Below are 13,463 nucleotides of genomic sequence, written 5' to 3'. Positions count from 1 at the left end.
TGGTAGCCCCCTCTGACGAGCGGACATTTCTTCACGGATGCGGCACTGCCCGACTACAACGCCGCCGTGACAGCGTTGGCTTGGTCACGCATATTGACCTTTCTGCAATCATTATCGTGAACACCGCAACTGTGTGCAGGCCGGTCTCGCCACGAAGGAGGCATGATTGAAAGAAGGACTACCGATGACCGAAAACGCCGACCATACGGAGGGTGATCCGTTCTACCATGGTACCCGGGCGGATTTGAAACCCGGGGATCTGCTGAGCGTCGGCCACCCTTCCAATTTCAGAGGTAAACCACTGTCATGGATCTATTTCACCCAGACACTGGAAGCCGCCATCTGGGGAGCAGAGCTTGCAACGGGTGACGGTCGTCAAAGGATTTACATCGTAAAGCCGACGGGGTTTTTTATGGATGACCCTAACCTGACCGACAAAAAATTTCCCGGTAATCCGACGAAATCCTACCGCTCCCGTGATCCGTTGCTCATCCTGGGTGAACTCGGTGAATGGCAGGGTCATACACCGGAACAATTGAAGGCAATGCACGATGGGCTTGCTCGCCTGAGGGCGGAGGGCCGGGATATGATTGAGGATTGAGCGTCCTTGGCGGGTCAATTCCGGCGCGGTGGACGCGACCGCACGGACTTTCGCGCTTTGCGCGTTCATGTAGCATAGGAGGTCTGGGGCGCAAGGGGCAGACCTGATGGCTGGACGTGGCCGGGGCACGAAGGAAGGCGAAGGCGCCGAGGCAGGCGTCAGCGAACGCTCGCTGTTTGCCGATAGTCCCTATGCCGAGCCGCTGCCCCTCGCGCTGCCTGAGCCGCATCCCGGCATAGCGCCCGCGCTGCCCGGTGACGCGTTGCCGGCGCAAGTCACAGCGCCCGGATCTATCGCCCGACTGCGCAGACGGCTTCGCCGCCCGTCATGGCCCGCGCTCCGCCGCAGCCTTGCCGTGGCCGCCAACACGGAGCTCGACCGGGGCGTCGCCTTCCTGCTGGTCCCGGTTTTCCTGGCAGCCGGCGTCATCGTCTACTTCTCGCTGGCCGGCGAGCCGGGCTTTGCGCAGCCAATCGCCATTGTGGTGCTGGCGACATGTTGCGCTGTCGCCACGCGATCGCGGCCGAGGACGCATCTGTTCTGCATGGCCGCGATGCTGTGCGCGCTCGGCGTCGTCGCCGCCAAGGTCGAGACCTGGCGCGCCGGAACGCAGATGCTCGGCTCCGAGATTCAGACACGGCTGACCGGCCGCGTCGTCAGTCTCGAACAGATGGAAAGCGGCCGCATCAGGCTGACGCTCGACGTGGTTTCGACCGCTTACCCCGAGCTGCGCTACGCCCCGGAGCGGGTCAGGCTCTCGGCGCGGACCGTTCCCGCCGATATGACCGCCGGCTCCCTGATCACCGGCTATGCCAGGCTGTTGCCGCCGACCGGTCCGGTGCGGCCGGAGAGCTACGATTTCTCCTTCGACAGCTATTTCACCGGTATCGGCGGCAGCGGCTTCTTTCTCGGCAATCCGAAAACCATTGCTACGCAGGGACCGCCGCCGCTGACCGCACGGCTCTCCTCGGCAATCGAGAACGCGCGCGAAAACATTGCCGACCATATCAGGGGCAAGATCGGCGGCGCCGAAGGCGAGATTGCCGCGGCGCTGATTGTCGGCGTGCGCGCCGGCATCCCGGACGAGGTCAACGAAGCGATGCGGCGCACCGGCATCTACCACATCATCTCCATCTCCGGCCTGCACATGGCGCTGGTTGCCGGCACCATCATGGCGTTGCTGCGTGGCGCCTTTGCGCTGTTTCCCGTTTTCTCTTCGCGCCGGCCGGTGAAGAAATATGCGGCCGCGGCAGCGCTTGTCTCGATCGCCGCCTATCTCGTTATTTCAGGCGTCGTGGTTGCCGCCGAGCGCAGCTTCATCATGCTGGCGGTCATGCTTGTCGCCGTGCTGTTTGATCGCGCCGCACTCACCATGCGCAATCTGGCGATCTCCGCCATTGCCGTCATCCTGGTGTCGCCGCACGAGGTGGTCGGTCCCAGCTTCCAGATGTCGTTTGCCGCCACCGCCGCCCTTGTCGGCGCCTATGCCGGCTGGGCCGATTACCGCGCCGACAAGGTGAGAACGCCGCCGGCAAAGCGCTCCTTCGTCGGCTTCCTGTCGCGAAAATTCGCGCTGGCCATGGGCGGCCTCGCAATGACCTCGATCATCGCCGGCAGTGCAACCTTGCTGTTCGCCATCTGGCATTTTCAGCGTGTGTCGCCGCTCAGCCTGATCGCCAATCTGGCCGTGATGCCGATTGTTTCGTTGATCGTCATGCCCTTTGCCGTGCTCAGCGCACTGGCGATGCCGTTCGGCGCCGACGGGCCGTTCCTCTATGTGATGGGCAAAGGTCTGATGGCGATGATCGCTATATCGGCCTGGATTTCCGAGCGCTCGCCGGTCGACGCCGTCGGGCTGATCTCCATCCGCTCGGTGCTGTTGGTGGCGGTCGCCCTCGTCATCGCCACCATGGCCACCACCTGGCTCAGGTTGGCGGCCGTGCCTTTCGCGCTGGCCGGCCTGTTGACGGTGCCGCAGGTGCTTACGCCAGACGTGCTCATATCCGAGGATGCGCATCTGGTGGCCATGCCGATCGGTGGCGGCGAACTCGCCCTCAACCGCGAACGCTCCAACGAATTCACCACGGACAATTGGAAACGGGCGCTGTGGGCCGAAACCATTATCCCACCTGAGATTTTCGAGGCAACAGATACGCGGTTCGATCTCGATCCGCTCGATCTGCCGCCCGGCTCGCCCTTCTATTGCACCGGCGATCTCTGTATCGCCCGGCACCCTTCCGGAGCCATTGTAGCGCTTGCGAAAGACCGCAAGACGGCGCGGCCGGCCTGTGCCTTCGCGAGCCTGATCGTCATCGATGACGCCACCGCCTACAATCCGTGCCGCGACCCGCTGGTGCTGGTCGTGACGAAGAAACAGCTGGCCCGCGACGGCAGCGCCGCCGTCTTCTTCGATCCGCAATCGGCAGCTGCAGCGCCAACCATCCGCTTCGCCGTCGACAAGCCGTATCGCCCCTGGCACGAGCAACGCCGCTTCTCCCGCGAAGCGCGCGGCCTGCCGCCTTACAACCAGCGTGAAAAGTACAAACCCAAGCCGGCTCAGTAGCGCCGGATCAATCCGACAAGCTTGCCCTGCACCTTCACCCTGTCCGGTCCAAAAATGCGGGTCTCGTAGGCCGGGTTGGCGGCTTCCAGGGCGATCGAGGCGCCCTTGCGGCGGAAGCGTTTCAGGGTCGCTTCCTCATCGTCGACCAACGCCACCACGATCTCGCCGGGGCTGGCTGTGTCGGCATTGCGGATGATGACCGTGTCGCCATCGAAAATGCCGGCCTCGATCATCGAATCGCCCTTGACCTCGAGCGCGTAGTGTTCGCCGCCCATGATCATATCGGGCGGCACCGAGATCGAATGGGTCTGATGCTGGATGGCGTCGATCGGCACGCCGGCGGCGATGCGTCCCATAACCGGGATTGAAATCGCGGAAACGGCATCGTCATTGCCGGCCGACATCGAACGCGACGGCGAGCCCGGCTTGATCTGGCGGCCGAGACCGCCTTGGCCCAACGCGCCTTGTCCTTGGCCGCCTTGCCCTTGGCCGGTTTGACCAAGACTGCCCTGAATGATGCTCGGCGAAAACTTCCTCGCCGCATTGAGGCCTGGTGCGATCGAGTCGGGCAGCCGCAGCACTTCCAGCGCGCGCGCCCGGTTCGGCAGCCGGCGAATGAAACCGCGCTCCTCAAGCGCCGTGATCAGGCGGTGGATGCCGGACTTGGAGGCGAGGTCGAGCGCTTCCTTCATCTCGTCGAAGGACGGCGGGATTCCGCTCTCCTTCAGGCGTTCATGGATGAACATCAGAAGCTCATGTTGTTTGCGCGTCAGCATCGCGGCCCCCAAGGGTTCTGAAACCAGAATCAGAAAAAACAAACCCAGAACAAACACTATCTGTTCCAGTTGTGTTCCGCAACCTTTTAAAGTTTAATGAATGTGTTGACGTTTTGTTCAGCGTAACGTTCGGCGCTGCGAGCGCCGCCTGCGCCCAGTTGCCAGCAACGGGGTGAAACGAAGACAAAGTGCCCTGCGTCGTCGGCTACGATCGCCGCTTCCTTTTCGGACGGGGCTGCGCAGCATCCGCGCGGGGTTCTCTCTGGGCATAGACCCGCAGCGTGTAGCCGATGTGAGCGGTCATCAGAGTTTTCGCACGTTCGACGTCGCGATCGAGGGCCGCTTCCATCAGGGCGGTATGGTGTTCGATCGCCACGGCGTCGCGCAGGGCCGCCACGGCCTTCCGGTGTCCGTCCGTGCGGCCGGCGGCGGCGCGCAGCGTCGGGGCCAGACCCAGAAAGCGGTGATGGCGATGCAATTGGTCGGAAATCGTTGCATTGAAGCGCAGCAGCCAGCTGGATGTCGCGGCACTGAGCAGCGCCGCATGGAAGGCATCGTGTTTTTCGTACCACGCGTCGACCGCATCATCCGATGGATCGTCGAGAACAGACCCGCACCGTGAGAGACGATAGTGGGCGGCAACGACCGCGTCTTCCCACTCACGGTCGCCCTTCTCGATCGATTCCACCAGCAGGGGCAGTTCGACCACCAGCCGCGCACGCGCCAAATCCTCGAGCTCCGCCCGAGAGACGGGAGCGACCGCAAACCCGCGGTTGCTGATGGCGGTCACAAGCCGTTCCGCCTCCAGCCGCGACAGCGCCTCGCGCAACGGCGTCCAGCCGATGCCGTAGGTGTTGCGCAGCGTGCTCAGCTTCAACGGCGCGGCAGGCGCCAGCCGGGTCGCAAGAATATCGCGCCTGAGCAGGCGATAGGCCGCTTCCGTCTTCGAGGTCTGCTCGTCATCCAGCATCGTGATCCATCAGACATAAACGCTCGGCGGATCATTATATATCAAAGCCTTTCAATGGGTGAATTATATATAATGTTTGACAGTTCAAGGGCGACCACTCAAGATCGCCGGCATGTTTGGGCGGCAGGCTCCGCCGCGCGCGTTTGTCCATGGAGGGGCGCCGGATCATGAGCACGACACCCGATCTCGCTACAATAGAAGCAATGGATGCCGCCGATCCGCTGCGCTCCATGCGCGAACGCTTTGTCTTGCCGCAAGGCGTGATTTATCTCGACGGCAATTCCCTGGGCGCCGCGTCAGCGGTCGTCTTCAGCGAACTGCAGCAGGCCGCCACGCAGGAATGGGCGCACGACCTCATTCGCGCCTGGAACACCGCCGGCTGGTTCAACATGCCGGTGGAACTCGGAGATCAGCTCGGGCGACTGATCGGCGCGGCTGATGGGCAGACGGTGGTCTGCGACACAACCTCGATCAACATCTACAAGCTGCTGCACGCAGCGCTCGGCATGCGGCCGGATCGGTCGGTCATCGTTGCCGAGGGCGACAGTTTCCCGACCGACCTCTACATGGCCGAAGGCGTCGCCTCGACCCGGCCGGGAACGCGGCTGCGGCTGGAGGGAGTCGACGCGGCCGCAATCGAGGAGCTGATCGACGACAGCGTTGCCGTCATCCTGGTCAACCACGTCAACTACAAATCCGGCCAGTTGCGCGACATGGCGGCGCTGACGCGCAAGGCACATGACGCCGGCGCGCTGATCATCTGGGATCTCTGCCACACGGCCGGCGCCTTGCCGGTCGAACTTGACCGTGCCAATGCCGATTTCGCCGTCGGCTGCACCTACAAATACCTCAATGGCGGCCCGGGCTCGCCAGCCTTCATCTACGCGGCCGAGCGCCACCATGACGATGCCCACCAGCCGCTCAGCGGCTGGTGGGGCCATGCGCGGCCCTTTGCCTTCGAGCAGGGCTTTGCCGTCGGCAGCGGCATTCGCCGCTTCCTGTGCGGAACGCAGCCGGTGCTGTCGATGCGGGCGCTCAAGGGCGCGCTCGATATCTGGAACGACGTCGATATGGCGGCGGTGCGCAGAAAAAGCATCGCGCTAACCGACCTGTTTATCCAGCTCGTCGAAGCCAGATGCGGCGCCTACGGGCTTGAACTGGAAAGTCCTCGCGACGGCAGCCAGCGCGGCAGCCAGGTGTCGTTCCTCCATCCGCATGGCTATCAGGTGATGCGCGCGCTGATCGAGCGCGGCGTGATCGGCGATTTCCGGGCGCCGTCGACCATCCGTTTCGGCTTCACGCCGCTGTATGTCGGATATGGCGATGTCTGGCAGGCGGTCGAAGTCCTGGAGGATATTCTGCGCACCGGCGCCTGGCAGGACGCCCGCTTCGCGGTGAAGACCGCGGTCACCTGAGGAACTAGAGCAATTTCAGGAAAAGTGTGAAGCGGTTTTCCGTCCGAAATTGCGTCAATCAAAGAGCTAGAGCATTTCGCCGTTTCCGTTAAACGTGAAATGCTCTAGAGCCGGGTGCGGACCGTCCAGAGCTCCGGAAACAGCACGACCTCCAGCATCTTCTTCAGATAGGAGGCGCCTGAGGTGCCGCCGGTGCCGCGCTTCAAGCCGATGATGCGCTCGACCGTTGTGACGTGGTTGAAGCGCCAGCGGCGGAAGTAATCCTCGAAGTCGACCAGCTTCTCGGCCAGTTCGTAGAGCATCCAGTAGCGCTGCGGGTCGCGGTAGACGGTTTGCCAAGCAGCCAGCACGTCTTCGTTCTCACCGCGCGTCTCGCGCCAGTCCGTGCGCCCGGCATCGGCGCCGATGTCGAAGCCATTGCGCGCCAAAAGCAGAAGCGCCTCGTCGTACAGCGACGGCGTGGCCAGGATCGCTTCCAGCCTGTCCGTAAGATCGCGCCGGTGCTTGTGCGGCCCGAGCATGGCTAGGTTGCGGTTGCCGGCCATGAACTCGATGGCGCGGTACTGCCAGGACTGGAAGCCCGAGGATTGGCCGAGCGCGTCGCGAAACTCGGTGTATTCGCTGGGCGTCATCGTGCGCAGCACGTCCCAGGCATTGTTGAGCTGCTCGAAGATGCGCGCGACACGCGACAGCATCTTGAAACTCGGTTCGAGGCGGTCGGCGCGGATCGAGCGGATCGCGGCGCCGATCTCGTGGAGGGCCAGTTTCATCCACAATTCGGATGTCTGATGCTGGATGATGAACAGCATCTCGTCATGGGCCGAAGACAGCGGCGCCTGCGCATCGAGCACCTTGTCCAGCTGCAGATAGTCGCTGTAGGACATCCGCTCCTTGAACGACATCTGCGCGCCATCGGACGCCGGATCGTTCGGCTTAATCAATTGCTCTTCTCCGCGCGCAACCGGAAGCGCTGGATCTTGCCGGTCTGGGTTTTGGGCAAGGCGTCGATGAACTTCACCGAACGCGGATATTTGTAGGGCGCGATCGTTGCCTTGACGTGGTCCTGCAGGCGTTTGACGGTCAATGCGTCCGGCGAAACACCTTGCACAAGCACGATATGCGCCTCGACGATCTGGCCGCGTTCACCGTCCTCGGCGCCGGTCACCGCGCATTCGGCGACGTCGGGATGCGAGAGCAGCGCCGCTTCGACCTCGGGGCCGGCGATGTTGTAGCCGGCGCTGACGATCATGTCGTCGGAACGCGCGGCGAAGTGGAAGAAGCCATCCTCGTCCTGCGTGAACGTATCGCCGGTGAGATTCCAGCCGTCGCGGACATAGTCCTTTTGCCTGGCATCGGCCATGTAGCGGCAGCCGGTCGGGCCGCGCACCGCCAGCCGGCCAGCAGAGCCGCGCGGCAACTCCCGCATCTCGTCATCGACGATGCGTGCCAGATAGCCGCCGACTGGTTTGCCGGTGGAGGCCGGCTTCATGTCGTCGAAGCGGTTGGAGATGAAGATATGCAGCATCTCGGTGGCGCCGATCCCATCGAGGATCGGCTTGCCGGTCTTCTCAGTCCATTCCTCGAAGACAGGCGCCGGCAGCGTCTCGCCCGCCGAAACCGCGACGCGCAGCGAGGACAGGTCAGCGCCTTGATCCATGGCCTTGAGCATGGCCCGATAGGCGGTTGGAGCGGTGAAGGAAATGGTCGCTTTGTAGGTCTCGATGATGTGGATCATGTTGGGTGGCGTCGCCTGTTCCAGCAACGTCGCCGCGGCGCCGAAACGCAGCGGGAAGATGGCGAGCCCGCCAAGACCGAAGGTAAAGGCAAGGGGCGGGGAGCCGACGAAGATGTCGTCGGGCGTCACCTCCAGGATTTCGCGGGCATAGGCGTCGGCGACGATCAGCAGGTCGCGGTGGAAATGCATCGTCGCCTTCGGCACGCCGGTGGTGCCGGAGGTGAAGCCGAGCAGGGCGACATCGTCGCGGCCGGTGTTGACGGCAGTGAAGGTGACCGGCTTGTCGAGGGCGGCGCGGTCGAGTTCCGCGTCATGGTTGGCCGTGCCGTCGAAGCCAATGACTTGCTTGAGATACGCACTGCCCTTGGCGCAGGCGGTCATCTCGTCCATCAGCCTTGTATCGCAAAGCGCAACCGTGATTTCCGCCTTGTCGACGATCTTGGCGAGTTCGCCGGCGCGCAGCATCGGCATGGTGTTGACGACCACCGCGCCAACCTTGGTGGCGGCCAGCCAGCAGGCCACCATGGCCGGGTTGTTGGCCGAGCGGATCAGCACCCGGTTGCCCGGCTTGACGCCATAATTCTCGACCAGGGCATGGGCGAGCCTGTTGGTCCAGTCGGACAGTTCCTTGTAGGTGCGGCGGCGGCCATTGCCGATCAGCGCGGTGTGGTCGCCGAACCCTTTTTCGACCAGCCTGTCGGTCAATTCGACGCCGGCATTTATGTGGTCGGGATAGTCGAAGCCGTCGAGCAAAAACTCCGGCCATTGCTCCGGCGGCGGCAGGTTGTCGCGCGTGAATGTGTCGATATGCGCTGATGGCCCAAGCATTTTCGGCTGCCCCTGTCTGCCTCGCGCCCATGGCTGAACAAGGCGCAGGATCGCACCAGTCGAAATTTGTTTCAAGCCTAAAATGTTTTTAGATCGCAGCATTGACGCCGCCCTGTTCGGCGGCCATTCCTGTTGACTGAACTGAAGCCATCCGGGAGGGATGCAGATGCTCGAACATCGTGTTGCCGATTGGGACAATGCCTACGCCAACGGCGACAACATTGCCGGCAGCAATCGCTGGCCGGCCGCATGGGACACACCGGCACAGGCTTTTCGCGACACAATGTCGGCGTCCGGTCGGGCCAAGCTCGACATCACCTATGGCGACAGCCCGCGCAACAGGCTCGATCTGTTCCTTCCCAATGCCATGCCCAAAGGGCTCGTCGTCTTCATCCATGGCGGTTACTGGAAGGCGTTCGACAACAAGCCATGGTCGCATCTGGCCAACGGCGCGGTTGCCAATGGCTTTGCCGTGGCAATGCCGACTTACACGCTTTGTCCCGACATACGCATTTCCGGCATCGTCAGGGAAATCGCGGCGGCGGTCGGCAAGGCGGCGACGATGGTCGGCGGGCCGGTGATGCTGACCGGGCATTCCGCCGGCGGCCATCTCGCCTCCAGGATGGTGACGACAACGACACCCCTGGCCGCCGATGTGGCGGGCCGCGTGCGCAATGTCGTCTCGATCTCCGGCGTCCATGACCTGCGGCCAATCATGCGCACCGGGATGAATGGGACACTGGCCATCGATGAAGCGGAAGCACTGGCCGAAAGCCCGGCGCTGCTGCGCCCCATGCAGGGCGCGCGCATCACCTGCTGGGCCGGCGGCGGCGAGCGGGCGGAGTTCCTGCGCCAGAATGCGCTGCTTGCCAACATCTGGATCGGCCTCGGCGCCACGACCAGCACAGTGGTCGAGCCGGACCGGCATCATTTCAGCATCGTCGACGGGCTTGCCGATCCGACACATCCGCTGACGCGGACATTGCTGGCGGAGTAACAACCAGTCTTTATCTCTTGGAATTAACGGCTTGGATCCGCGACCTTCAGCGCAACATCAGAACGCTGCAAGCGGCGCCTGCTTCTGCCGCCGGAGCGAAGGGCTCGCGCACGATCAGGCCGGTGGCGTCGGCCAGCATTCTCAGCATCGAGGAATCCTGGATGCCGAACGGCGTCGCCACCAATGCGCCGGCTTCTTCCCGGACCACGGCGCGCACATAGTCTTGCCTTAGATCATTGGCCGGCATCGCGGCGCCAAGCTGAGCCTGGCGGATGTCCTGCCGGTGGGGACGGCCGCCGAGCTGCGCCAACAGCGGCTTCAGGAACAATTGCGAGCAGACCAGGCTCGCCACCGGATTGCCGGGCAGGCCGATGCACCTGATATCGCCCAGCCGCCCGAACATCAGCGGCTTGCCCGGGCGCATGGCGAGCTTCCAGAAGTCGAGCTTCATGCCTTCGCCGGTCAGCACGTCATGGACGAGATCATGGTCGCCGACCGAGGCGCCGCCGAGCGTGACGATGACGTCGGCTTTCGCATCGACCGCCTTTTTCACCAGCGCCGCGATCGCTTCCTTGCGATCGGCCGCTATACCGAGATCGAGCGCGCGAGCGCCGACCGACTGCGCCACAGCAGCGACGCCATAGGCGTTGGACGAGATGATCTGGTCGGGGCCAGGTTCGCTGCCCGGTGGCAGCAATTCGTCGCCGGTGGCGATGATGGCGACCAGCGGCCGTTGCACCACGTTCAACCGGGGATGATTGGCCGATGCCGCCAGGGACAATGCAGCCGGATCGAGCACGCGGCCTTTTTCCAGCAGCACGTCGCCTTGCGCAAAATCCAGTCCAAGGCGGCGGATATTGCGGTTCTTCGCCGTCGGCTCGGTGACCTCGATCCGGCCACCGCCGAGATCGCGGACATTTTCCTGGATGACGATGGTGTCTGCGCCTTCCGGCAGCGGCGCGCCGGTGAAGATGCGCACGGCTTCCGCCTTGCCGACAGCGCCGTCAAAGCCGCGCCCTGCAGGCGCCGTGCCGATCACCGAAAGCCGCGCCGGGGCCGACGCCACATCCTGCGCCCGTGCGGCATAGCCGTCCATGGCAGATGCATTGAAAGGCGGCTGGGTACGCAGCGCCACGACCGGCTCCGCCAGCACCCGGCCGGCCGCATCCGCCAGCGCAACCCTTTCACCGGGCAACGCCACAGCGCCGTCGAGTAGGCGTTGAAGCGCCTCGGCGACCGGAACCAGCGCCATTTACGAACCCGCCTTGTAGTCGCCGGACTTGCCGCCGGTCTTTTCCACCAGCCTGATGCCGGAAATCACCATGGCGCGGTCGACCGCCTTGGCCATGTCGTAAATGGTCAGGCACGCCACCGACGCCGCGGTCAGCGCCTCCATCTCGACCCCGGTCTTGCCGGTGACGCGGGCAAGCGCGGTGACCCTGAGGCCGGGCAGCGTGGTGTCCGGCTCGATGTCGACCGACACCTTGGTCAAAAGCAGCGGATGGCAGAGCGGAATCAGCTCATGCGTTTTCTTGGCAGCCATGATGCCGGCAATGCGCGCGGTGCCCAGCACATCGCCCTTCTTGGCGTTGCCGTCGAGGATCATTTTCAGCGTTTCGGCCCGCATCGAGACAAAGCCCTCGGCGACCGCCGTGCGCGTCGTCTCCGCCTTGTCGCCGACATCGACCATGTTGGCCTCGCCCTTGGCGCCGAGATGGGTGAGGGCGGCTGCCATCCTCAGATGGCCTCTGCCTTCGCCTTGCCTGTCAAAAGCAGCCGCGTTGCCGCAGCCACATCCTCTTGCCGCATCAGGCTCTCGCCGACGAGGAAGGTGCTGATGCCGGTCTTTTGCATCCTGAAGCAATCGTCGTGGGTGAAAATTCCGCTCTCGCTGACCAGCAATCGGCCGCCCGGCACCATCGATGCCAGCCGTTCCGAGGTCTCGAGGCTGGTCTCGAATGTTCTGAGATTGCGGTTGTTGATGCCGATCAGCTGCGACGAGAGTTTTACCGCGCGCTGCGTCTCGGCCTCGTCATGCACCTCGATCAGCGCGTCCATGCCGAGTTCGAACGCGGTCGCTTCCAATTCGCTCGCCAAGGCATCATCGACGCTGGCCATGATGATCAGGATGGCATCGGCGCCCCATGCGCGAGCCTCGTAGACTTGATAAGGGTCGAACAGGAAATCCTTGCGCAGCGCGGGCAGGGATACTGCCTTGCGTGCATTGATGAGAAATTCCGGCGCGCCCTGGAAGGATGGCGCATCGGTCAGCACCGAAAGACAGGCGGCACCGCCTTTCTCATAGGCCTGCGCCAGTGCGGGCGGGTCGAAATCGGCACGGATCAAGCCTTTGGATGGACTTGCCTTTTTGATCTCGGCGATCAGGCCGAAGCTGCCCGATCTGCGCTTCGCCTCAAGCGCCCTCAGAAAGCCACGCGGTGCGTCGGCATCCTTGGCTCGCGCCTTGATCTCGGCCAACGGTATCCGCGCCTTCGCCGCCGCGATCTCGTCGCGCTTGTAGGCCTCGATCTTGCGCAGAATGTCAGCCACGGCTCATCCGTTCGAAATCTCGACCAGCCTGTCGAGCACGCCCAGCGCCCGGCCGCTGTCGATGGCCTGTGTGGCCGCGGCCATGCCGTCGGCAAGCGTCGTCGCCTTGCCGGCCACCACCATGCCGGCGCCGGCGTTCATAAGCACCGTATCGCGATAGGCCCCGGCAGCACCTCTCAGCATGTCGCGCAACGCCGTGGCATTGTAGGCGGCGTCGCCGCCGCGCAACTCGTCCTTGGTGTGGCGCTGCAGGCCGACGGCTTCCGGGGTGAGCGTGAAATGGCGGATCTCGCCGCCGGCCAATTCCGCCACCTGCGTTTCGCCGGTGGTGGTGATTTCGTCATAGCCATCCCCATGGACCACCCAGGCATGCTCGGTGCCCAACGCCTTCAATGTCTCGGCCACCGGCACGATCCATTCCGGCAGGAACACGCCGACCATCTGCCTGCTGACGCCGGCCGGATTGGACAGCGGTCCGAGCAGGTTGAAGATGGTGCGCGTGCCGAGCTCGACGCGGGTCGGGCCGACATGCTTCATCGCCGGGTGGTGCGCCGGCGCGAACATGAAGCCGACGCCGGCCTCCTGGATGCAGCGGCCGATCACCTCTGGCGGGATATCGATCTTGACGCCGAGCGCGACCAGCACATCGGCAGCGCCCGTCAGCGACGACAGGCCGCGATTGCCGTGCTTGGCGACCGGCACGCCGCAGCCGGCAATGACGAAGGCCGAAGCGGTCGAGATGTTGACTGAATGCGAATTGTCGCCGCCCGTGCCGACAATGTCGATGGCGCCCTCAGGAGCTTCGACGCGCAGCATCTTGGCACGCATGGTGGCGACGGCGCCGGAAATCTCGCTCACGGTCTCCCCGCGCACGCGCAACGCCATCAGGAAGCCGCCGATCTGGCCCGGCGTCGCGTCGCCAGACATGATGATGTCGAAAGCTTCGCGCGCTTCCTCGAAGGTAAGCCCGGTTCCCGTGGCGACCTTGGCGATATGGGTCTTCAAGGCGCTCATTGGGCCAAGACGTT

12 protein-coding genes are annotated in these 13,463 nt (G+C 63.9%); 4 read left to right on the top strand and 8 right to left on the bottom strand.

Annotation, left to right across the window (positions count from 1 at the left end):
* Positions 1-184: 184 nt before the first annotated feature.
* Entirely contained in the window at positions 185-601 is a 417-nt protein-coding gene (arr, locus tag NKJ18_RS11770; protein ID WP_023754865.1) for an NAD(+)--rifampin ADP-ribosyltransferase, read from the top strand.
* Between the two features lie 106 nt (positions 602-707).
* The gene (locus tag NKJ18_RS11765) at positions 708-3,164 is read left to right on the top strand and encodes a ComEC/Rec2 family competence protein (RefSeq protein ID WP_352758271.1); all 2,457 of its coding nucleotides are present in this window, start codon (positions 708-710) and stop codon (positions 3,162-3,164) included.
* Here the strand turns inward: NKJ18_RS11765 and lexA are convergent.
* Both lexA and NKJ18_RS11755 read right to left on the bottom strand, forming a co-directional pair.
* The gene (gene lexA / locus NKJ18_RS11760; protein WP_023671041.1) at positions 3,158-3,940 is read right to left on the bottom strand and encodes a transcriptional repressor LexA; all 783 of its coding nucleotides are present in this window, start codon (positions 3,938-3,940) and stop codon (positions 3,158-3,160) included. The two genes, NKJ18_RS11765 and lexA, sit on opposite strands and share 7 nt — an antisense overlap.
* 205 nt (positions 3,941-4,145) lie before the next feature.
* Complete coding sequence (locus NKJ18_RS11755) at positions 4,146-4,910, bottom strand: GntR family transcriptional regulator (protein WP_352758270.1); 765 nt, start codon at positions 4,908-4,910, stop codon at positions 4,146-4,148.
* Between the two features lie 167 nt (positions 4,911-5,077).
* On the opposite strand from NKJ18_RS11755, the gene kynU reads away from it, so the two are divergent.
* Entirely contained in the window at positions 5,078-6,325 is a 1,248-nt protein-coding gene (gene kynU / locus NKJ18_RS11750) for a kynureninase (RefSeq protein WP_023696564.1), read from the top strand.
* Positions 6,326-6,429: 104 nt separating this feature from the next.
* On the opposite strand, the gene kynA is transcribed toward kynU, so the two are convergent.
* Both kynA and NKJ18_RS11740 read right to left on the bottom strand, forming a co-directional pair.
* Positions 6,430-7,266 carry a tryptophan 2,3-dioxygenase gene (gene kynA / locus NKJ18_RS11745; RefSeq protein ID WP_352758269.1) on the bottom strand — a complete coding sequence of 279 codons (837 nt, stop codon included), beginning with the start codon at positions 7,264-7,266 and terminating at the stop codon, positions 6,430-6,432.
* Positions 7,263-8,888: an AMP-binding protein gene (locus NKJ18_RS11740; protein WP_023822204.1), complete on the bottom strand. Its 1,626-nt coding sequence runs from the start codon at positions 8,886-8,888 to the stop codon at positions 7,263-7,265. The genes kynA and NKJ18_RS11740 overlap by 4 nt, the downstream gene beginning before the upstream one ends.
* A gap of 166 nt (positions 8,889-9,054) precedes the next feature.
* On the opposite strand from NKJ18_RS11740, the gene NKJ18_RS11735 reads away from it, so the two are divergent.
* Positions 9,055-9,885 (top strand): hormone-sensitive lipase, encoded by an 831-nt coding sequence (locus tag NKJ18_RS11735; protein ID WP_352758268.1) that lies wholly within the window; start codon positions 9,055-9,057, stop codon positions 9,883-9,885.
* Positions 9,886-9,931: 46 nt separating this feature from the next.
* Here the strand turns inward: NKJ18_RS11735 and NKJ18_RS11730 are convergent, their stop codons facing one another.
* The 4 genes from NKJ18_RS11730 to trpD are packed head-to-tail and all read right to left on the bottom strand — an operon-like array spanning position 9,932 to position 13,449.
* Positions 9,932-11,137 carry a molybdopterin molybdotransferase MoeA gene (locus tag NKJ18_RS11730; protein WP_352758267.1) on the bottom strand — a complete coding sequence of 402 codons (1,206 nt, stop codon included), beginning with the start codon at positions 11,135-11,137 and terminating at the stop codon, positions 9,932-9,934.
* Entirely contained in the window at positions 11,138-11,620 is a 483-nt protein-coding gene (gene moaC, locus NKJ18_RS11725) for a cyclic pyranopterin monophosphate synthase MoaC (protein ID WP_352758266.1), read from the bottom strand.
* A gap of 2 nt (positions 11,621-11,622) precedes the next feature.
* Positions 11,623-12,435: an indole-3-glycerol phosphate synthase TrpC gene (trpC, locus tag NKJ18_RS11720; protein WP_352758265.1), complete on the bottom strand. Its 813-nt coding sequence runs from the start codon at positions 12,433-12,435 to the stop codon at positions 11,623-11,625.
* A gap of 3 nt (positions 12,436-12,438) precedes the next feature.
* Positions 12,439-13,449, bottom strand: coding sequence for an anthranilate phosphoribosyltransferase (gene trpD, locus NKJ18_RS11715; RefSeq protein WP_023712346.1), 1,011 nt, complete (start codon positions 13,447-13,449; stop codon positions 12,439-12,441).
* Between the last annotated feature and the right edge of the window lie 14 nt (positions 13,450-13,463).

This window comes from Mesorhizobium sp. M0217, assembly GCF_040321955.1.
In the GTDB taxonomy this organism is placed as follows: domain Bacteria; phylum Pseudomonadota; class Alphaproteobacteria; order Rhizobiales; family Rhizobiaceae; genus Mesorhizobium.
This window is presented reverse-complemented; position numbering and strand designations above follow the sequence as displayed.